This window comes from Rhodomicrobium udaipurense JA643 (genome assembly GCF_000636015.1).
GTDB lineage: Bacteria > Pseudomonadota > Alphaproteobacteria > Rhizobiales > Rhodomicrobiaceae > Rhodomicrobium > Rhodomicrobium udaipurense.
This window is the reverse complement of sequence record NZ_JFZJ01000033.1, coordinates 1-21,608: the sequence shown is the minus strand read 5'-3', so window position 1 is coordinate 21,608 and position 21,608 is coordinate 1. Positions and strand designations below refer to the sequence as shown.

General features: G+C 61.3%; 13 protein-coding genes, 1 tRNA gene, 1 pseudogene and 1 riboswitch. Of the genes and pseudogenes, 8 read left to right on the top strand and 7 right to left on the bottom strand.

Annotated features, from left to right (window positions below; all coding sequences use genetic code 11):
• Nucleotides 1-49: 49 nt before the first annotated feature.
• Nucleotides 50-239: riboswitch (cobalamin riboswitch) on the top strand.
• 126 nt (nucleotides 240-365) lie between these two features.
• From T281_RS07095 to cobN, 3 genes are read left to right on the top strand one after another with little or no spacing between them, the layout of a single operon-like run.
• On the top strand, nucleotides 366-773 hold the full coding sequence (locus T281_RS07095) for a DUF1636 family protein (RefSeq protein ID WP_052037211.1): 408 nt from the start codon (nucleotides 366-368) through the stop codon (nucleotides 771-773).
• Nucleotides 773-1,807, top strand: a complete 1,035-nt coding sequence (cobW, locus tag T281_RS07090; protein WP_037236412.1) for a cobalamin biosynthesis protein CobW — start codon at nucleotides 773-775, stop codon at nucleotides 1,805-1,807. The genes T281_RS07095 and cobW overlap by 1 nt, the downstream gene beginning before the upstream one ends.
• On the top strand, nucleotides 1,807-5,133 hold the full coding sequence (cobN, locus tag T281_RS07085) for a cobaltochelatase subunit CobN (RefSeq protein WP_037236409.1): 3,327 nt from the start codon (nucleotides 1,807-1,809) through the stop codon (nucleotides 5,131-5,133). The genes cobW and cobN overlap by 1 nt, the downstream gene beginning before the upstream one ends.
• 50 nt (nucleotides 5,134-5,183) lie before the next feature.
• On the opposite strand, the gene T281_RS07080 is transcribed toward cobN, so the two are convergent.
• Nucleotides 5,184-5,257: transfer RNA gene (locus T281_RS07080), tRNA-Cys, on the bottom strand.
• 157 nt (nucleotides 5,258-5,414) lie between these two features.
• Between T281_RS07080 and T281_RS07075 the strand changes: the two genes are divergently transcribed.
• The 4 genes from T281_RS07075 to T281_RS07060 all read left to right on the top strand — a co-directional run bounded on the left by T281_RS07075 (nucleotide 5,415) and on the right by T281_RS07060 (nucleotide 9,324).
• The gene (locus tag T281_RS07075) at nucleotides 5,415-6,056 is read left to right on the top strand and encodes a protein-L-isoaspartate O-methyltransferase family protein (RefSeq protein ID WP_199502428.1); all 642 of its coding nucleotides are present in this window, start codon (nucleotides 5,415-5,417) and stop codon (nucleotides 6,054-6,056) included.
• A 420-nt stretch (nucleotides 6,057-6,476) separates the two neighbouring features.
• Nucleotides 6,477-7,265 carry an ABC transporter ATP-binding protein gene (locus T281_RS07070; protein ID WP_037236403.1) on the top strand — a complete coding sequence of 263 codons (789 nt, stop codon included), beginning with the start codon at nucleotides 6,477-6,479 and terminating at the stop codon, nucleotides 7,263-7,265.
• Nucleotides 7,262-8,275 (top strand): FecCD family ABC transporter permease, encoded by a 1,014-nt coding sequence (locus T281_RS07065; protein WP_037236400.1) that lies wholly within the window; start codon nucleotides 7,262-7,264, stop codon nucleotides 8,273-8,275. The genes T281_RS07070 and T281_RS07065 overlap by 4 nt, the downstream gene beginning before the upstream one ends.
• Complete coding sequence (locus T281_RS07060) at nucleotides 8,272-9,324, top strand: FecCD family ABC transporter permease (protein WP_037236397.1); 1,053 nt, start codon at nucleotides 8,272-8,274, stop codon at nucleotides 9,322-9,324. Before T281_RS07065 ends, T281_RS07060 begins: the two co-directional genes overlap by 4 nt.
• 135 nt (nucleotides 9,325-9,459) lie before the next feature.
• Here T281_RS07060 and T281_RS07055 read toward each other — a convergent pair whose 3' ends face one another.
• The 6 genes and pseudogenes from T281_RS07055 to T281_RS07025 all read right to left on the bottom strand — a co-directional run bounded on the left by T281_RS07055 (nucleotide 9,460) and on the right by T281_RS07025 (nucleotide 20,546).
• The gene (locus tag T281_RS07055; RefSeq protein WP_037236395.1) at nucleotides 9,460-10,410 is read right to left on the bottom strand and encodes an ABC transporter substrate-binding protein; all 951 of its coding nucleotides are present in this window, start codon (nucleotides 10,408-10,410) and stop codon (nucleotides 9,460-9,462) included.
• 113 nt (nucleotides 10,411-10,523) lie between these two features.
• Nucleotides 10,524-12,647, bottom strand: a complete 2,124-nt coding sequence (locus T281_RS07050) for a TonB-dependent receptor (RefSeq protein WP_037236394.1) — start codon at nucleotides 12,645-12,647, stop codon at nucleotides 10,524-10,526.
• A 355-nt stretch (nucleotides 12,648-13,002) separates the two neighbouring features.
• Nucleotides 13,003-14,079: a siderophore-interacting protein gene (locus tag T281_RS07045; protein ID WP_052037213.1), complete on the bottom strand. Its 1,077-nt coding sequence runs from the start codon at nucleotides 14,077-14,079 to the stop codon at nucleotides 13,003-13,005.
• Nucleotides 14,080-14,655: 576 nt separating this feature from the next.
• A pseudogene (locus T281_RS07035) lies at nucleotides 14,656-15,686 on the bottom strand (condensation domain-containing protein); the annotation flags it as partial.
• A gap of 130 nt (nucleotides 15,687-15,816) precedes the next feature.
• Entirely contained in the window at nucleotides 15,817-18,963 is a 3,147-nt protein-coding gene (locus tag T281_RS07030) for an amino acid adenylation domain-containing protein (RefSeq protein WP_199502427.1), read from the bottom strand.
• A gap of 5 nt (nucleotides 18,964-18,968) precedes the next feature.
• Entirely contained in the window at nucleotides 18,969-20,546 is a 1,578-nt protein-coding gene (locus T281_RS07025; RefSeq protein WP_052037208.1) for a condensation domain-containing protein, read from the bottom strand.
• 411 nt (nucleotides 20,547-20,957) lie between these two features.
• On the opposite strand from T281_RS07025, the gene T281_RS07020 reads away from it, so the two are divergent.
• On the top strand, nucleotides 20,958-21,608 hold a 651-nt coding region (locus T281_RS07020; protein WP_037236445.1), incomplete at its 3' end, for an AMP-binding protein.

Here is a 21,608-nt window from a genome sequence, read left to right as displayed (position 1 = left end):
CTTGCGCCGATAAAGCGCCGCCGATTGACTTCGTTGGCTTGACGTATCACAAATCGAGGCAGCCGACGGTCCCTTCGGGGACAAAAAGGGAATGCCGGACGCGCCAGATCTCGCTAAGCCGGAGCTGCCCCCGCAACTGTAAGCGGCGAGCCTGCGCCATGGCCACTGGACTTGTTCCGGGAAGGCGGCGCGGGCCGTGACCCGCGAGCCAGGAGACCTGCCGTCGCCTGCCCGGATCGCGTTATCGCGTTCCGATGAAGCGCCGTTCCGGGCGGGGTGTCCCGGAGCGCAAAGTCGGATGGGTGGAGTGCAGGTTCGCCCGCCGCACGCGCCGGACGGTTCGCCGTCCGCTCCTCGGAACGAGCATGGAAGCGACATCAACCTTTGAAGTCCCGCTAGCGCGCCGCGCCACCGTCTTCGTATGCGTGCTTTGCGGGCGCAACCCCGCCGACAAGGCCGCGCCGCCGTCCGGCCGCGCGCTCTATGATGCGCTCGCCGCCGAGCACGAGGCTCGCGCTGAAACGCGCTTTCGCATCGAACCGGCGCAATGCCTGTCGAACTGCAATCGCGGCCTCTCCGTCGCCATCGCCGGGCCGGATCGCTGGACGTACATGTTCGGTGAGCTGACGATCGAGGACGCGCCGGGCATCTATCGCGGCTGCATCGCCAATGCCGAAACCGAAGACGGCCTCGTGCCATGGAACGAGCGCCCCGCCTGCTTTCGCCGCGCGCTGATCGCGCGCGTGCCGCCGCTTCCCGAAAGGAGCCTCTGATGTCTCTCGCGAAAGTTCCCGTCACCATCGTCACCGGCTTTCTCGGCGCAGGGAAAACGAGCCTCGTCCGCCATCTGATCGAAAACGCGAACGGCCGCCGCCTCGCCGTGCTCGTCAACGAGTTCGGCGATATCGGTATCGACGGCGAAATCCTCAAAGGCTGCGCCGACCCCACCTGCCCCGAGGATGCCATCGTGGAACTGACGAACGGTTGCCTCTGCTGCACGGTCGCCGACGAATTCATGCCCACGATGACGGCGCTGTTGAACCGCAAGGAGCCACCCGAACACATCCTCATCGAGACGTCCGGCCTCGCGCTGCCGAAGCCGCTGCTCAAGGCGTTCGACTGGCCCGACTTGAAAACGCGCATCACGGTAGACGGCGTGATCGCCGTCGCCGACGCCGAGGCCGTGGCGGATGGCCGTTTCGCGCCGGACCCCGAGCTTGTGGCGAGGCAGCGCGCGGGCGACACCAGCATCGACCACGACACCCCGCTCGGCGAGGTGTTCGAGGATCAGGTGGCCTGCGCCGATCTCGTGATCCTGAACAAGGCCGATCTTCTGGACGAGGCGCGGCTTGCGGTCGCGCGCGAGGTGGTGTTGGCCGAAGCGCCGCGCCCCATCCCCGTAATTGCGGCAATCGAAGGCCGCGTCGATCCGCGCGTGGTGCTGGGGCTTGGCGCGGCGGCGGAAGACGACCTCGACGCGCGGCCAACGCATCACGATCACGGTGAGCCGCACGACCACGACGATTTCGAAACGGTCGCGATCACTCTGCCGGAGCAGGCGTCACAGGCCGACATCGTGGCGAAGGTCGAAGCGGCGGCCCGCGCGCATAATATCCTCCGCGTGAAAGGGTATGTTGCCATCGCGGGCAAGCCGATGCGGCTTCTCGTGCAAGGTGTCGGCTCCCGCGTTCGCGCGCAGTTCGATCGGCCATGGCGCGCGGGCGAGGAGCGCCTCTCGCGGCTCGTCGTCATCGGCGAAAAGGGCTTCGACGCCGCTGCTATCGCCACGATCCTTCAAGGCGCGTGATGCACATTCTGTTCCGCGAACGGCATGGCCTCGAAGAAGCGGCGGTCGCCGAGGATCTCGGGCAGTCGCCCGCTGATCTCGTGTTCCTGTCGTTCGCGGACAGCGACCTCGCGGCGTTCGCGGCTGGCTGGCGTGCCGGTCGCGCCGACCTGCCGACGCTGCGGCTCGCCAACCTCGCGCGGCTCAGGCATCCGCTTTCGGTCGATCTTTATATCGAGAAGACGCTTTCGGGCGCGCGCGGCGTCCTGATCCGGCTGCTCGGCGGCATCGAATATTGGCGTTACGGCGTGGAGCAGCTTCGCGCGCTGGCCGAAGCGCAGGGCATCGCGCTAGCGTTCGTTTCGGGCGACGGGCGCGCCGATCCGCGTCTCGACGAGGCTTCAACGGTGCCGCTGCCGACGCTACGACGCTTGCAGGCGCTGTGCGATATGGGCGGCGCACCGGCGGCGCGGGCTGCGCTTGGCGAACTGGCGCGGGCGGCCGGTATCGCCGTCGCGGCGGTGGATGGCGCGCACCCGCTTCCGCGTCACGGATTTTTCCCCGGCGATCCGAGTTGTTGTCCGCTCGCGCCACCTCGTGCTGGCGGTGCGCCTCGCGCCCTGGTCGTGTTCTACCGCGCCGCGCTCGCCGCCGCCGACACCGCGCCCATCGAGGCGTTGCTCGATGCGCTGGCCGCGCGCGGTTTCGACACGGTCGCGATCTTCGTGGCGAGCCTGAAGGAGCAGCCGACGCGCGCATGGCTCACCGACACGCTTCGCTGCATCGCGCCGGACGTGATCGTGAACGCGACCGCCTTTTCCGCGCGCGATGCGGAAAGCGGCGCGTTCGACGCCTCGGACGCACCCGTGTTGCAGGTCGCGCTGGCGGGATCGTCGCGCGCGGCCTGGGCCGAGTCGGAGCGCGGTCTTTCCCCCGCCGACCTCGCCATTCACGTGGTACTGCCGGAAATCGACGGGCGCATCTTCGCAGGCGCAGTGTCGTTCAAGGAGCCGGAGGCTTCAGACCCGGAGCTCGGCTTCGCGCGCGTGGTTCATATGCCCGAGCCGGAGCGCATCGCGGCGGTGGCGGACAAGGCGGCGGCGCTGGTGCGGTTACGCCGAAGCGCGCGCGGCGCGCGGCGTGTTGCGCTCGTGATGTCGTCATATCCCGGTCGCGATGACCAGATCGCGCATGCGGTGGGCCTCGATGCACCGGAAAGCGCGCTGGAAATCCTTCGCCTGCTCAAGGCCGATAGTTACAAGGTGGACGATATCCCGGCTGACAACGGCGCGCTGATCGCAGGTTTGCTCGCCGAAGCCGTTGCATGGCCGCTCGCCTCCTATCGCGCCGCGCTCGAAACGCTACCGGCCGCGCTCGTGGCCGAGCTTCACGCCGCGTGGGGTGAGCCGGAAGCCGACCCCGCCTGTCGCGATGGCGCGTTTCGCTTCCGCGCCGCGCGCTTCGGCAATATCATCGTGGCGGCCCAGCCCGAACGCGGCAGCGCGCGCGCCCGCGTCGCCGAATATCACGATCCGCGCCGCCCGCCGCGTCACGGCTTCGTGGCGTTTTATCTGTGGCTGCGTCGGGCCGCGAAAATCGACGCGCTGGTGCATCTCGGCGCGCATGGAACGCTGGAATGGCTGCCCGGAAAGTCGGTCGCGCTGTCCGCCGCGTGCTGGCCTGAGGCGCTCACCGGCGCGCTACCCGTCGCCTATCCGTTCATCGTCAACGATCCGGGCGAGGCCGCAACCGCGAAGCGACGCCTCGGCGCCGTGACCATCGGCCACATGACGCCGCCGCAGCGGCTCGCCTCGCTGCCACCCGAGTTCCGCACGGTGGAACGCCTGCTCGACGAATATTCCAACGCGGACGGCCTCGACCCCCGCCGCCGCGAGCGGCTTGCCCGCGACATCGTGGAGGCGGCGCGCGAGGCGAAGCTTGATCGCGACCTCGGCCTTGCCGACGACACGGCGCCGCTCGATGCCGTGGTGAAGCTCGACGCCTTCGTGTGCGACGTGAAGAATTCGCTGTTCGCGGACGGGCTGCATGTCTTCGGCCGCGCGCCTCTTCTGCCAGACATGGACGAGGCGCTCGCCGCGATGCCGTTCGACGCCTGCGCGAGCGCCGAGCGCGACGGGCTGCTCGCCGCACTCGATGGGCGGACAGTGTCGGCGGGGCCGGCTGGCTCGCCTTGGCGCGGACGCCGCGATGTGCTGCCCACGGGCCGTAACCTTTTCACGATCGATCCGCGCGCGGTGCCGAGCCGCGCCGCCGCACTTCAAGGCAAGCGCCTCGCCGACGCGCTCCTGACGCGCCATCTTCAGGATCACGGCGATTGGCCGCGCACGACCATCGTCGATCTCTGGGGCTCGGCCAGCATGCGCACGGCGGGCGAGGAATTCGCGATGGCGCTGGCGCTGATTGGTGTCGTGCCCGTATGGGACGACACATCCGACCGCGTATCGGGCTTCGAGATCGTGCCACTCGCGAAGCTCGGGCGCCCGCGCATCGACGTGACGTTGCGCATTTCGGGCCTGTTCCGCGATGTGTTCCCCGCGCTGCCCGCGCTGTTCGAACAGGCCGTCGCGGCGTTGGCTGCGCGCGACGAACCGGCGGAGGAGAACCCGTTCAAGGAGGCGAGCGGCCCGCGTGTCTTCGGCCCCGCGCCCGGCAGCTATGGCGTGGGCGTCGCGGAGGCGGTGGTCGGGCTGACGGAGGAGACGCGCGAGGCGGCGGCGGAAGCCTGGCTTTCGGCTAGCGCGTTTGCCTATGGCGGCCGCGACGATGGCGCGCCCGCCCGTGCCGCACTCGAAGCGCGCGCCTCGGCTGCGGACGCCTTTGTCCACACGCAGGATCTGCCGGAGACGGACCTTCTCATGGCGCCCGACTACGCCGCGCATGAGGCGGGCTTCGCGGCGGCGGCTCGTTCGCTCGGCGGCGAACCGGCGCTCTATCACGCCGACTCAGCGCGTGCCGAAGCGCCCCGCATGCGCACGCTTGACGAGGAAATCGCCCGCGTGGTGCGCGCCCGCGCAGCGAACCCCCGGTGGGTGGCCGGTCAAATGCGCCACGGTTTTCGCGGCGCGGCGGAGATCGCGTGGACGCTCGACCAGATGGCGCTGTTCGCGCATCTCGCAGACGCGGTCGCAAGCCACCACTTCGACGTCTATTTCGATGCGACGCTTGGCCAAGAGGAGGTGCGGGCCTTTCTCGAAGCGGCGAACCCGATGGCGGCCAAAGCGATGCGGGCGAAGTTTCTTGACGTCATTGAGGCAGGGTATTGGCGGACGCAGCGCAACAGCGTCATCGCTGCCATCGAGGAGGTGCGCGATGATGGGGCATCCTGATCCTTTGGCGCGGGTCGATCGGAGATAAGCCAATCGCCCACATCGGGAAGTGGAGGCCACGCCCGGAATCGAACCGGGGTACGCGGATTTGCAGTCCGATGCGTCACCACTCCGCCACGTGGCCTCAGAAGGCTTTGGTAGCATGATCGACGCCGCATGAAAAGCGCTCATGCAATCGGCTTTCGTTCCTCTGTTCACGCGCGCCGTTTTTTGTTACCCATTGCGGCGCAGGAACTTTCGGGGCACGGCAGACGATGAACTTTGCAACGGCGCGGCTTCACATGGTCGAATCGCAAATCAGGCCGAACGGGGTGCGCGACCCGCTCATACTCGACGCGTTTGCATCGCTGCCGCGCGAGCTGTTCGTCCCGGAGCAGCGACAGCACCTCGCCTATATCGACGAGGGCGTGCTCGCCATTGAAGCGGCGGCCGATGAGCCCGCGCGTTATCTTCTTCAGCCGATGGTGCTGGCAAGGCTCCTTGAGGCGGCGGAGCCTCGCCGGGAGGATCACGTGCTCGACGTCGGCGGGGCAACGGGCTACGGCGCGGCGATCCTGTCGCGACTCGCCGCCAAGGTCGACGCACTCGAAACGTCGACCGCGCTCGCCGAGGCCATGAAGAATCGCCTCTCCTTTGTTGGGGCGAGCAACGTGGACGTTCACGCGGGACCGCTTGAAAAAGGTGTGCCCTCGAAAAAGCCGTTCGGTCTCATCGTGGTAAACGGCGCGGTTGCCGACGAACCGAAGACCTTGCTCGACCAGCTTGCCGATGGCGGAAGACTCGTTGCTGTCGTACGCAAGGGCTGGCTTGGCCGCGCATGGCTGTATGAAAAGAGCGGCGACAGCGTTTCGGGACGCCCGCTATTCGACGCGCCCGCGGATTATCTTCCCGGCTTCGAACCGCAGCCGCAGTTCACGTTCTAGCGCTCTGGCGCATAGGTCTGGGCCACAAATTACGCGTTTCGCGCGCTCCGCGACCGGAGCTTCCGATCGAACGGCTCCGGCCACCGGCGGCTTTCAGACGAGAGCGGCCTCGCAAAAGCATTTTCTGTGTCTACCGTTCTGGCGGCGGGCGGCGCTGCCTCCATAGTTGCAAGGGCAAGCAACGGAGACTGACGGTACGGCTCCCGCCTGCGAACGGTGAGCACCAGTCTTCAACAAATTTCAGAGGTTTTGCTTTCGTCGCTTGGAATTATTATAAATATAATTTATGTAACGCGAATGCGATCTATCGGCTTGCTTTCCTTGATGCCCAATAAGCTACGAATATCCTTGTGAGGTAACTTCGACCTGATCTACCTTGAGCCTCGCGAAAATTCGTAAGATCACGGAGATCTAATCCCGGTGCTCAAGGTCTCAAATATCACAGCGGGTTATGGCCGGCTCGTCGTCCTGCATGCGTTGTCCGCGAACTTTGCGCGTGGCCGGGTGACGGCGTTTGTCGGGCCAAACGGCTGCGGCAAGTCCACGCTTCTGAAGGCCATCATGGGGTTCATGCCCATAAGCGGTGGCGAGATCCTGCTCGAGGGTCAGCCCATCAGGCTGATCGGGCGCAAGGCGCTCGCGAGGCGGATCGCTTACCTGCCGCAGGAGTGCCAATGCCCCGACTACATGACGCTCGGAGAGTTGATCGAACTGGCGGGATACTCGCGCTATTCGCTCGTCGGCGGCCCGTCGGCGCGCGACAGGCAGCTTTTCGCGGAGATCCTCGACCTCGTCGGTCTTGCGGATAAGGCCGGGTGCCAGGTCAATTCCTTGTCCGGCGGTCAGCGGCAGCGGGCCTGGATCGCCATGGTGCTGGCCCAGGAGGCGGACGTTATCCTGATGGACGAGCCGGTCAACCATCTCGACATGAAATATCAATATGCGGTGCTCGGTCTCGTGCGCGAGCTTTCGGCGCGCCATGGCAAGACCGTGATCGTCGTGCTGCACGATCTCAATCTGGCGTCTGCCTTCGCCGATGACGTCGTGATGCTGCGCGATGGCAAGGTCGTGGCCGCGGGGCCTGCGCAGGAAACCATGACGGCGGCGAACGTGGAGCGGGCGTTCGATTTCGAAGCCGACATTTTCTCGCGTGACGGACGCGTCGTCTGCTTGCCGCGCATGTCGCACGCGGAAGCGGTCGCGGCATGACGCGGCGGAGCCTCGTTCTCGCGAGCACGCCTTTTGTCCTCGCACTCGCATTCTTCGCCAATATATCCCTCGGTCCCGGCTCCATTTCTCCAGCCGGCGCGATCGGCGCGCTTTTTCACATGGAAGCCGACAGTTACGAAGGGGCCGTTGTCCTCTACCAGCGGCTTCCACGCGCGCTCATCGCGATCTACGTCGGCGCCACCATGGCGGTGAGCGGCGCCGTGCTGCAAGGACTTGTGCGCAATCCGCTCGCCTCGCCTTCGACGCTCGGCATGAACGCAGGCGCGACAGTCTTCGTCGTTGCCGGTGCCTATCTCTTCGATTTCGGCATGACGGCGCAGGGAATGGCCGCGCTTGTCGGTGCACTTTTCGGGTTCTTCGCCTGCGTCGCCATCGCGCGACTGGCCGGTGGCTCGGCTGATCCGCGCGGACTCGCCCTCATTCTTTCGGGAGCGCTCGTGTCGATCCTTTTCATCGGCATCGCAAATGCGTTCCTGCTGTCGGACCCGGCTCGGCGCATGGATTTCCTCGGCTGGGTAACGGGCAACATCAACCATGTCTACGGCGACCGCCTTTACGCATTCTGGTGGATCGGCGCCGCAGCGCTGGTGCTCCTCGCTGCGCTCTCCCGGTCCTTGACGCTGATCCTTCTTGGCCATGAAAAGGCAGCATCGGCGGGCGTGAGGGTCGATCTCGTTTCGAATCTCGCCATCGGAGCGACGGTTCTGGCCTCTGGATCGGCGGTCGCGATCTGCGGGCCGATCGGTTTCGTGGGGCTCGTTGTGCCGCATATTCTGCGCCCGCTTGTCGGCTCCAATCTCTCGGCTCTCCTTCCCGCCTGCATGGTGACTGGGGCTAGCGTCTGTCTCTTCGCCGACCTTTGCGCACGCGCGGCCTTCCACCCTTATGTGCTGCACACCGGCGTCCTGATGGACCTGCTTGGCGGCCTGGTGTTCATCGTCATCGTGAGGCGGTTCTATCTGTCCGGCTCGGCGAGGGGGCTTGCATGAGGCGCGAGCGCGCGACAGACGGAAAGGCCGTGTTCCGTTTCTCGACCGGCCTGGAAATCCCGGCAGGCAATCTTCTGGCCGCGGCTGGTCTCGTCGTTGCGGCCATTCTGCTCGCAGCCCTTTCGACGGGGCTCGGCAGGACAGACACGGGAGTTTCGGACCTCGTGCGCCTTTTCCTTGGGACGGAATTGAGCGACGAGCAGGCCTACGCGTTATGGACGGTGCGCCTACCGCGCATCGTCATGGGCTTCATGGCGGGATGGTGCGTTGCGGTAGCGGGCGCCCTGCTGCAATCCATCGCGCGCAATCCCTTGGCCGACCCTGGCCTGTTCGGGCTGAGCCAGGGAGCCATGACGATGATCATGCTGCTCGCCGTTATCGCTCCCGGCGCACCCCGGGAATTCATTGCGTTCGCTGCCATGGGTGGCGGACTCGCCGTTGCGCTGCTGCTGATCTGGCTCGTCGGCGGTGAGCGGTCGAGCGGGCTTTCGATCCTGCTGATGGGCATCGCAATTCAAACCGTCTTGTCGTCGGTCGACACACTCCTCCTCCTCTATACCCCGCCGGAGACATCCTATGCCTTGTCCGACTGGATAGCAGGCTCGCTGTTCGGCGCGAGTTGGCCCGGGATCGGGAGTTTCGCGGTTGTCTTCGTCGCAAGCCTCATCGGCATCTTTTTCGCCGGGCGCGCGCTTCAGGCCTACGATCTCGGAAGCGAGATGGCGATGGCGCTGGGCGAGCCGGTCGGCCGGTCCCGGCCGGTTTTGCTCGTGTTTGCCGTGATGTTGGCCGCGTCGGCCGTCACTGCCGTTGGTCCGCTGACATTCCTCGGAGTGCTGGCCCCGCATCTCGCAGGCTTCATATCCCCCGCGGTCGGTCGGCCACGGCTGCTGCTGTCCGGGCTGATGGGCGGCATTCTCGTCGTGGCGGCGGATGCTCTCGCACGCGGCTTGCTCGGCAATCTTCCCCTGCCCATCGGCCTCAGCCTCACGCTGATCGGCGTGCCGCTTTTCATCGTCACGCTGTCCGTTTCGAGCAGGCGCAGGTGAGGATAGATGCGTTCAGCCTGAATTTCGCAGAAAAAGACGAAGCGTCGTGCCGTGCATCAGACGGGGCGCGACGCGCTGTAGATTTCTGTTGTCGATCAGCGTCTCTGCGTCAATCGGGTCCAAACGCATGCCGATCTAGCGGCGCTTCTTCGCCCAGACCTCAATGGCGTCCAGCGTGTGAAGCGCGCTGGCCACCGTCGGGGTCGTGACCTTCGACGAATCGAGAAACACGACATTTCCCTCGCGGACCGGCTTCGTGAACCGATCCCAACCCGGCACGATGCGGTCGAGGGCGGCGCGCGTTCCGGCTTCATCGCGGGCGCCGATATAGGTGTTCATGACGATCAGCAGATCGGGATTCGCCCGCGCGAAGACCTCCGGATTCATCGGTGCGAGCAATGTCGAGCCCATGCCGGAGGCAGACGATTGGGGCAGCTTCAGTGGCGTGTAGCCAAGATCCTCGATCGCCTGGATCGCGCCCGACATGTCGCCGACTGCGTTGAGCTGATCGGTGAGGAATACCGCGAGATAGGTCTTGCCGGTCGGATCGGTGGGCAGCACCTTTCGAACCGTCTCGAGGCGGGCGCGGTAGACTGCCATGCGCTCCGCGAACGCCTGCTGCCGACCAAGGAGCTGCGCTAGTTCTTCTTCCACGCGGATGCCGCGCGTCTTGCCGTTGCTGACCTTCTGAAGATAAACGGGCGCGACGGTGGAAAGCTGCGCCACCTTGTCGACGTCGATCTCCATGCCGATGATCAGGTCCGGGTTGAGCGCACGCAAACGTTCGAGGTCGACCTGTCCGAACGGTCCGATGCCCTTCGGTTTGGGCAGCCCCTTGCCGAGAACCGTGTCGATGAAATCGATGCTGACGAACTTGCCATCGTCCGTACGGCCGTAACCGCCGACAACGCTCACGCCAAGGTCCATCAGTGGCACGCCGAGCAGCGGCTCATGCATGACGACGATGCGCTTGGGTTCGTCGGGGATCGTGACGGCTCTGCCGACGTCGTCGGTGACCGTGCGTTCTCCCGCGAAGGCGGCGGCGTTGATGGCGAAAACGAGCGCAAGCAGGATCGGCAATCGCATGGATGGTCCCTTTTGAATGACGACGATCCGGGGCGCTCTGAGGCACTCCGGATCCTCCCTCTGAAAAGTCCCGCCGCACGCATCACCTGAGCCGGCGGAAAACTTGATTTGCGTCAGAACTTGCCCTTGATGCCGACGCCGATCATGCGCGGTTCAAGCATGGTTCCTACGACAGCCGTTGTGCCGTTATAAATCTCGCCGGACCGTCCACGATAACGCCATGTCGCCTCCCGCTCGTCGAAAATATTGTTCGCGTAGGCGTAGACTTCGAATTCCGGCTGCCACTCATACGAGATGCGGCTGTTCGCGACGGTGTAGTCGTTGACTTCGTAGAGGGGCGAGTTGTTGTCCGTCGAATAGGCGCCATCGACATGCCGGACATCGATGGACCATTTGACCTTCTCAATGACCTCCCACTCGATGCCCGCGCTCAGCGTGTAGCCGGGAGCGCTAGCGAACTCATTACCCTCGTTCACCGAATTTCCGTTGGCGTCGGTGTATTTGTTGATCCTGGTTTGAAGCAGTCCCGCGCCTCCCTTGATACGCAGATCGTCCCGCAGTTGATAGGTTGCCGAAACCTCCAGACCGTAGGCCTCCGCGGAGTCAGCGTTCACTACGACGTAGTAGAGGTCAGATATATCGGTAGCGCCTTCCGCCAACTGCACACGCTGCGCGTCTTTGTAGTCGGTATAGAATAGGTTACCTGTGAGCGTCAGCTTGTTGTCGAGGAGCTGCGCACGCGTGAACAGTTCATAGTTGTTCAATGTTTCCGGATCAAAAGTTGTGTATTTTCCATTGTAAAAATCGTAGTTTACGCCACCAGGATTGTAGCCTTTGTTGAACATCGCTCCGACCGTCATTCCCGGGACGATTTCATAGGCGAGCGATACTTTCGGCAGCCACGCCTGAAACGTCTCGTCGAAGTCGAGCGGGTGGGATCCGAATCCAACCGCTGTCACACCTTCACGCTGTACGTTATCACGTTGATAGCGCAACCCGCCAGTCAGCGACCAGCGATCCGTGAGCTTGTAGGTCGACTCCGTGTACACTCCCAGGCTGAGTTTTTCGTCGTCGTAAGTGGAAATGCCACGGGTGTTAAGCCACACATCCGATGTCGTATGCGAAACGAAGACCCCTGTCACACCGCTGAGTTTTGTTGTGCTGTCGCCCCAGGTCACGCGCGTTTCATTCGTGAGGTTCTTTTCGCCGATGATCGCGGCCCCGGTCGTTGGCACCGCTAGAACGCGATCCACGTTGGATTCGGAATACTGGGTCTGGTTATAAAGCTTGATGCCGGTCCCGAGATCGTAGGAGAGGTCGAGGACACCGCTGTCGGTGACTTGCTCCCAACTCGCGACACCGGAGGTCGCATTTGACTCCAGCTTGTCATAGGGAGGCGACGCGCTCTCCGTCGTCGGGCGATTGTTGTAGGTGTGCGCATAGGTGAGCTTCGCCGTCAGACCGGGAATATCGGTCGGCGTCCAAAGCAATTTGCCGCGAGCATTAAATGTGCGGAAGCGCTGGTCCGTGTCGCCTTGGACGAAATTAGCCGCGTTCCCGTTGATATAATCTATAAATGTGTCGCGGCCCCAGTAATCGATCGAAATGCGTGCGGCGAGTTCGTTGTCGATAATCGGGCGCGACGCTGCGATCGAAGTTCGGAGCTTGCCGTAACTGCCAGCCTCGACCTGATAGGCGCCTTCCGGCGTGAAGGTCGGATCCTTGGTGTTGACGATGATAGCGCCCGCAATGGCGTTCGCCCCTTGCGATGTGGTCTGAGGACCGCGGAAGACCTCAATGCTTTGAACGTCCCAGATCGACGTGCTGCCGAGCGCAAATTCCCAATAGTTCTGGTAGTGGCCGTCGAGATTGATGGTCGCGCGAGGAATGGTACCTGCAAAGAAGGCGCTTGTGGCCGAATTAGGCCCTTCCGCATTCAGACCGCGAATGACCGGAACGCCGACAGTACCGGTGTAAACCACGTTAGGAGTATCGGCTATCGCGTCGGCTACAGAGGTCGCGCTCTGCTTTTTCGCGAGATCCTCCGCGCTTATCACGCTTACCGAAGACGCGGTGTCCTTGATATCGCGCTCGATCTTTTCGCCGGTCACGGTGATCGTATCGAGTGCGACCGTCCCTTCTTGTGCAAACGCCGACTGCCCGCTTGCCGATACCACACCCAAGGTCGACGCAAACGCCATCGCTGCGGCATAAGCCGCCCTGCTGCCCCACAACATGCCCAGTTACTCTCCTAAGTGCCCGTTAGAGTGCCCGCGCGAAGGATGAATTGCAGAGACAAGTATTTCAACTATCTACGATCAGTTTCTTGCAAGTTTTGTCGTTAGTGTGGCTTATACATTTATAATAGTTCGCTATGGATAATAGAGTTATAATTAGACCAATTCTTCATACTGGATGCGTTGCCAAACGATTTCATATGGAGCAAGCGATTTCGCGGCGACGACAACTGTCGCTGTTCCGGCAGCAGAAATGCCGCCGGCTTCGGCGGACGCTGGTCTGCTCCGCCGATAGCGTGATGATGCGAAAAAGAGCTTTGCGGGGCCAGGGGCGGCGGGTGTTCTTCCCGGTGCCTCAATCGTCCCGCTGGGGTGTTTCGGCCACTTCCTCATCGCTCGCGCCTTTCCGCCAATAGGCGACGACGAGTTGCTGCCCTTTCTTCAGCCCGCGCTCCTTGCGCAAATGGGCGCGGATGGACTTGAAAGCATCGAATTCACAGCCGACCCATGCGTATACGGAGGAAGTATCGGCGGGAAACTCGACGCCCCGAACGGCATCGGCCAGAAGGGTCGTCGTGCCGGGCGCCTCACCGCCTCGGTGCAGCCATCGCAGCTCGATGCCCGTGCGGTTCGCGATTTCCACTTCGCACGCTTCGTCCGCCACCTCGATCAGCGCTACGCCGCGCGCGGCCTCCGGCAGAAACTCAAGCATCCGCGAAATAGCGGGAAGTGCCGTTTCGTCGCCCGCGAGAAGATACCAGCCGCGATCCTGCGGAACCGAACTGCCGAAGGGCCCCGCGACACCGATCACGTCGCCCGGCTTGCAGTTTGCGGCGAAGGCCGCGCCAGGCCCGGCGTCGTCGTGAAGTATGAAGTCAACGTCCATCGTGCCGGCCTGCGGATCGCAGCGCCGCGTCGTGTACCGGCGTATGACAGGCCGCGCCATCCCCTCGGGCCAGCACAGTAAACCGTCCTTGCCGATCGTCGGTACAACCATCGTTGTACCCGGCTGCGGGATGACGAGGCCCATATGAAGATCCTCGTCTGAGGCGAAGCGGGGGAGGTCCGCCCCTGCGAAGGTAATCCGCCGCATGTGCGGAGTGATGTCGCGGATCGCGCGAACCCGGATCAGCCGGAAATTCGGCGGCGTCATGATATCGCCTCCGTCGCCAGACCAGACGATGTCCGGCTCGGGCTCCCCAGCCAGTTCCTTGATGTGGCCGGCAAGCGCCATCCGCATATAATAAAGACCCAGCATCTCGTCGGCTTCTGCGCGCAATGAGATCGTGTTGGCCTCCGCTGTCAGATAGCCCGTGCCGAAGGGAAACGTTACGACATAAGCGGCCTCTTCGTGTTGTACCTCCGCGTCATGATCCGAGAAATGGTCGCATGCGCTTTCGATGACGCGGACTGGATCTTTGACAGTAGCCACTGCTGTCGCAACGAGGCGCATTCTCCGACCTTTCCAGAGATTTGTCGAATAGAAACAGGCGCTCATTCAGGTGAACGAACGTGACGAGAGATGCTACTGACAGGTTTGTCCTGCGACAAGACATATTTCAAGTATTTTTATATTTTTGAATTATTTTAGTTATAATTAAACAGATGCAATCAGAGAAGTATCTTCGAAAAGTTCCGAAATTAATCGTCATCCAACTGAGCATGAAGGGCGGATATGGCTTCTCCAACAGCAGGAGCCTGATGCAGTCCGCGTCCAAAGCGCGATCTATCGTCTGAGCGGAACCCTCAACGCATCTAAGCTTGTATCGTCGATCTGCGATGCCAGATTTGAACGCCCGCTATTACTTCGACGAAGAGGAGGGGCTTCGCAGACACATATCTGCTCGGGAAAGCGAATGCGTGGCTATCCGGGTCGTCGGCTCGCGATATGATCTCATCGAAGCCGTGCTGGCGCGCCAAAGTGCAACTTGGGATCCCGAGCGCGTGCCGCTTTTTCGAGCGGAGTTGTTTCTGACTGGCAGCGACGCTTATATTGCCCTGTTCCTCAATCGGCCGCAATCTGCTCAATGCGAAACCGCCCGTGGAGCCGCTGTTTTCTGAGCACCACGGCGTTGCGCGCCAGAAAATCCAATAGAGTTTCCTGCGGGTCGCAGGCGAGGTGGAAGGGAGGATATTCACCAGCATCGCCGGGGTGTAGGCGCCGACACTGCCCCAGCGGCTCATGAACGGCAACCAGAGCGTAAGCCTCGTTCCGCCTCCGCCTTCCTCGGGAGAGAGGCCATGGTACAGATAGGCGCCCGTCAGAAGGTTCAGAGCGTCCGGCCAGCCAAGATCGATGGATGAGGCAAGATCCCAGATGCTTCGAAAGACTTCGTCCTCAAGTTTATCATCGGAATGGTGGCCACCTCCTCCATAATCCTCGTTGCTTTTGTCGAGGACGGAAACGGGGATCTCCTGGGCGAGATAGTTCGTCCAGTAAGCCCGATCGGCGTGCCATCGAGCACTTTCCCTGTAGGCTGTTTCCTCTTCGATAAAGCTGGCGAAAGGGTGGAAGGGACTGCCGGGCTCTTCCGCCCCCCGATAATGGCGATAGAGTTGGCCGCATCGTTGCTCGATCAGGGCAAGGCCATAGCCGTCCACGATGATGTGATGAGCGCGACTATACCAAAGGTATCGCTTGGCACCGATACGGTACAGCGCTTGTGTGGAGAGCATGTCAGTTCGAAGGTCGAGCTTCGCCGCGACATCGAGATCCATCCGCCGGCGCGCCTCTGCGAGCGGATTTGGAAACTCGCGTAGGTCCACGTAGTCGGGCGTGGGAATGAGATCCGGCTCGCAGCGTTGCAGCGGCGCCTCTCCTTCCGCCGGTATGCGAAACCTTATAGATAGAACCTCGGCTTCACGAGCACTTTGGGCGATAGCTTGCAGCAAGGCCAGCTGGTCGACTTCACCATCGATTTCAAGACAGTGGGCAACGGTCGAAAGCGGCTGATCAGGATGAAACAGGAACTCTTCCCAAAAATCGAGCTGAGGCAGAGTCAACGGCATCCAGCCGTTGCCCGGGTCGATATCGTGCATGAAATACCTCATCGATGATGAGCGTGAGAACTTACAGCATCGTGCGGTAAAACAAACGCAGGACGACGCTGTAGATTTGTGTTGTCGATCAGCTTGTTTGCGCCAAATCGATGCCGACTTAACGCAGGCTCTAGGTGTTGCAATCTGACAGGATTTTCTCAGACTGAGGCGGCAACAAGCCTGCGACCTGCCTCGCATTCCGACACTTCAGCAATTGCTTCGGTAAGAGTTCCACGCCGAATTCCTTACTCATTCGCAGCGAAACCGCATGCAGATGCGACGGCAGCAGGCCAAGCGACATGAATTGCGTTCCTGGATCCGGCCCATCTGCCGATGCTCCGAGAACCTCAAGATAGATGGCAAGCACGCGCCGCTCCCTGTCGGAGGTCGTCGATAGCGTTGAAGCGCTCCCGGTTTTCCGCTCGCGGTCACTTTCCGAAACGAAAAGCTCGCGGGCGCGCCGCCGATCAGGCTTGCCGTTCGGCGAAAGCGGCAGGTCGTCTACTTGCGTGAAGACTGTCGGCACGTGAAACTCGGGCAATCGCCTTCTGGCAAATGCACGAAGTTCGGCAGCCGTTACATCCGCTCCTGGTCTGGCAACGTAGAGCGCGCCGATAGCTGCTTCCCCACGATGCTCGCTCCCATAGTCTACGACGAGCGCGCGTTGCACGGAACGGTGCTCGACCAGTTCGCTTTCAATGTCTGACAGGGAAACGCGCACACCACGGATCTTGATGTAGCCGTTGACGCGATGCGAAAAGAGGATCGTGCCGTCCTTGCGATAACGGCCACAATCGCCGGTACGAAAGGCGCGCACCTGAAGCCCGTTCTCATCGGCAACGGTGACAAAATCTGTCTGATGCAGGCCGCTGTTCTCAATATAGCCGAGCGCGACATTTACGCCGGCAGTATGGATCCGTCCGGTGACGCCTGCCGGACAATGGTTTCCCATATCGTCGATTATGAAATAGCTGTTTCCCGGCAGAGGCCGTCCATAGGGGATTTGGCCAATGTCGTCTGATCCGATCTCGTGCCAGATGCTCCAGATCGTCGTCTCCGTCGGTCCTCCAAGGGAGATCAGGCGCAAGGTTGCGTTCATCTGGCGAAGCTCGTCGATCACCGATGGCTTGATGTAATCGCCGCCCTGCGCAACGAGCCGCAAAGATTTGAGTTCGCCGCCTCGCCGACAAGCGAGGAGCATTTCGAGAATCGCAGGCACGGAGCACCAGATTGTGACACGGTGCTCGGCAATAAGCCGGTTCCAGTCGATTGCATCCTTCTCCTTGGCGGCTTCCGGATAGACCAGGGTCGCGCCTGCGGTCAGGCAGCCAAAGATATCGAAGACCGACATGTCGTGATGGAGCGGCGTCACCGACATGAAAACGTCTCGCTCGGTTACATTCCAGGCATCGATGGTCTGTTCGATGACGTTCGACGTTGCCTTGTTCGAGAGAACGACGCATTTCGGTTTGCCGGTAGTCCCGGATGTGTAGAGGTAATAGCCTGCCTCCTCGCTCGAAGAGAGTGCGGTAAGCGGTTCCGCGAGGGCATAGGGATCGCGCGGCGCTTCCTGGGCCATCATCTCTTCGACGCTCAAAGTCTTGAAGCCGGCGATTAGGCTGGAAGCGATCACGATGTCGGGCCTGCAATTTTCGAGCATATAGTGCAACCGATCCGGCGGCGACGCGGCGTCGATCGGCACCCAGATCGCTCCTGTAAAAGCGCTGGCCAGTGTGACCGCCATGTGCTCGGGAGAGCGGGGCAAGCAGATTGCAACGGCGCTGCCCCTGCCGATTGCGTGCGCCCTAAGCGACGCCATCGCTTTGGCGACATCAAGTCCGAGATCCCGATAGGAAAGACGTCGCTCACCGCAAACCAGCGCCGTCTTCGAAGCGCGGAGGCTGAACATGTTGTCGGCGATGCGTTGCAGGTAGTTACTGCAAATGAGTTCCTGCCGGGCCGTGTTGTGCCGGTAGTGCTGGAGATCGACGACGTCGCTGTGTTCGAAGGCCAGTGCGCCAGCCGAGCAAATCGCCTTGATCGCGCGCTCCAGCGCCTTGAGCAGATCAAGCACGATTTCCCTGTCAATAGCTTCGCGGGCGTGATCGATGTCGATGACAAGGTTTTTCGCCGGATCAAGCGTCAGGCGTATATCCATCGCAATTTGCGGCGTTTGGGTAAGCCCAGCGTGCTGTCGCACGAGTGTTTGCGCAGGGAGGGTCGGCCAGGAGAGACCGTTGGTCACGACGACGGGGAGCGCCGGGCTTTGGCGATGGGTATTGACGAGAAGCCGCGCTATATCGACGCCCGAAAACGAGAGATGAGCCAGCCCTTCATGTATGTCGGTTTGCAGCATCCGCGTTCGGTCAAGTATCGAGCCAACCCGTCTGTCCCAACTGACCGCGATGAAGCTGGATTCGTTGCTCAAGGATTTCGATGCGGGAGGTGCCACCGGCACGCCGACGCAGAGAGCCCCCTCCTTTTGCCATTTTGAAAGCACCTCAAGGATGACGGCCACGATCACCGTGTTCTTGAAAAGGACGTGGCGTGCTCCGATTGAGGACAATTTCGCGAAGCTGTCGCGGTCTATGATGAGGGTTGCTCGGTCGTATCGCGACGAAGCGATGGTTTCGAGAGGCTTTTTCCAAGGCAACTGCGCCGGATCGGTAACATGGGCGAGTTTTTCCCGCCAGTAGTCGCCATCCTTGGCCCTTGCGGCTTTTTCGGGCGAAGACGAAGCGATAGCTGGCGATTTCGTTCCCTCCAAGTGGAACGCTTCCGCGCCGAACAATTCGATCATCAAGGTTGCTATCGACTGGCCATCGAGAATGAGCGCATCGAAGCGGACGAAGACGACTCCCGTGTCTCGGCACGGATCGCCATCATCGGGCTCTGACAGCCGAAACGCGGCTACGCGCCAAGGAGGAGCGGCAAGGTCGAACAGCTCATGAGCGAAATCGCTGCGAAGCTCATCAATCCGGTCGAACGCCTCCGAACGTGCACAGGACCGAAGGTCGACTTCCTCGTAATTGATTGCCGCGTCCGGAGGAACCTGCTGGACGAGCTTGACGCTATCAATCCGCGTTCGCAGACTCTCATGACATCTTGCGAGTTCCGCGAGGCGCTCGGGAAGCCTGTCGAGATCGATTCGGCCGCGATATTCCCGGAACTCCTGCATCGCCACACCGCCGAGGGGCAGATGTTTTTCTCGCCCAAGCAGATAAGCTTGTTGCAGCTTCGTCAATGGCCGCACGAGGACGCTTTCCTCGACACTCATCGTTATCACGACCTTTTTGTTCGGTACGGCGTGCCATCGCCAAAGTGCGTCGGCAGACGTCTTTGGTCTTGAATTTCGGCATCCCCTGTTCGAGCGTCGGAGCACACGGATTTCAGGAAAGCGCCCGCAATCAATTCCGAGATTTCATTCGTGCGCCTGCGCATCAACTCGGCGATACGGCGGGGGGTATTATGTGTTCGAAAGTCTTCCTCAGACAGCGCGCAAGAGGGGATGTAGCGATTGATGAAGCCACGAAAATCGGCAAGTTCGTTCTCCGCCATGATCGTTGCGATGTCGGTATCCGCCTCAATGACGGACCGATCGCCACAGAGCCTTTTCATGAGATGGACCACCATTTTTTCTGCATCGCTGGCCGATCTCGAAACGAGGTCGCCCGAACGACCGGCTAGCTGAAACTCGTCACTCAGGCGGCTCAAGCTGGCGCTCAGAAGGTCTGGCTGATCGCTCACCTTTCGCAGCAATCGCGAATAGGAGTTAAAAAGATCGATGACCCAGTCGCGCGCGACGGCATCGATGCGCACATCCCAATTTATCAGGAGCCCCCCGTCGACGACTGCCACTTGAACATCCAGGGTGACTTGCGGACCTTGCGACGTCACCCAGTTCAGCTTGCCGAACACACGGCGGACACGCTCGGAAAACAATTCCCCCACCGTTGAGCTGAGCCCGGACGAGAACACCACGGGCGAGACCTCCAGATCTCCTCGCCTCCGGGATAGATCACGCATGACGTTAACGCCCGGATAGGCCGAGTGAGCAAGAAGTTCGAAGATCTGTGTCTGAAGCTCCTGGCAAAGCGCCCCTGCTGTATCGACTGTGTGAAGATCGATGGCCACGATGAGCAGGTTGGAAAACTCCCCGACGAGCTGGTCCTCGTTACCGACAGCCGGAGCGCGCCAGAATATCGGCAGATTAAGCCGGAAACGGTCGCATTGCGTCGCGCGCCCAAGCGCTATGGCGAAAAGCCCGAGCAGCAGGGTCGTCGGCGTGACCCGCAAGGCTCGCGCGGCGTTTTCAAGAGCGTGTCGTTGCGCGCAAGAGAGTCGTGTAGCCAGGCGACGGTTCTTGCGCCGTGCTCTTCCATCCGGGCGTAAGGGAAGGAGAGGAGCCGGGGGGAGGTCGGCTAATTTCTCCTGCCACCAAAGGCGGTCCCGCTCGCGCTGCCTGTTGTGTTCGGCTTCAACGCTCATGCTGTCGAGCCAGTCGAAGAAGCGCGCTCCTCCAGTGCGGTTCGACTGAGGCTCTTGGTATAGAGCCGCGAGATCATCCATCATGACGCGGAAGCTGACTGGATCGATGGCGATCATGTCCGCGTCGACGTGCAATCTCGTTCGCCCCCCAGGCAGAAGACTGAGGCTGAAGGCTGTCGCCTGCCCCTCGATCAGATCCAGCGCCTGCTCGGCCCACGCCCGACGCTTCGCCGCCAGGTGCCGATGCAGCGAAGTGCCCCGCAAGGCGCTCAAATCCTCCGTTTCCAAGACCGGCATCTCTCTATCCTTCGCGGATGCTTTGCCGACCGTCTGCATCAACAGTAAGCCAAACCATAGGATGAACTGAACCAAGGCAGTCCAATGCGCAGCGCAGGCGATCCGCTACGAGTTCGTTGCCGTCAAATTCCGCGTAAAGATGCGCCGCGACCCCTCCAAGGGGGCCACTGGAAGCTCTGCCAGCCCAGTAAGCAGCTTGCATTGCGCTAAGCTCTCTCATTACGCATGTACCTTGGTCAGATTAGCAGATTGACGATCGATCGAAGTGTACCGTCAAATGCAATACGTCATGAAAGTAAAATCAAGATAATGTAGGGCGAGGCAAGTAATTAGCGCAAGTTATATATTCTAAATTTATAACAGTTATAATATTTACGGCCTTGTATTTATTACAATAACAAAAACATCTATTAAATTTTATCGATATCTCGTTGCAAGACATTATTTGAGCTGATATGCAATTCGCTAGTGTATGGATGGCTCGGTATGAATATAGAATATAGTCGCTGGCCGAATGATATGGCTGAACTCTATGTCGCGGAGGGGCTTTGGCTGGGTCGTCCTTTGAGTCAAATAATAGAGGATAGAAAAAAAGACTGTGCGAAGGATCTGGCTATTATCTGCGGAGACCGCCGGTTTAGCTATGGCGACATCGATCAACTGTCTTCAAACCTTGCTGGACGCTTGGTCGCGCGAGGCATGAGGGTCGGCGATACAGCGCTCGTACAGCTTCCAAACGTCGCGGAATTCTATATCGTCTTCTTTGCCCTGCTGAAGATTGGCGTGGCGCCGGTCAATGCACTGTTCGTTCATCGCAAGCTTGAATTGACTGCCTATGCAAGACAAATCGCGCCCCGCCTTTTGATCGGCACCCGCGCCAATCCGCTGTTCTCGGACGATGCGTTTGTGGATGTCATCAAGGAAATATCGCCTAATCTCTCGGTGGCTCTGTTCCTTGGAGAAACGAATTCCAGCTCAAGCCTTGACTACTGGATCAATACGCCGTCCGAGGGGGCGAATTGTTACGCTCCCTCGGCATCCGACGAGGTCGCCTTTTTCAATCTGTCCGGGGGGAGTACCGCGACACCGAAGCTGATCCCGCGAACCCACAACGACTATGACTACAGCGTCCGACTA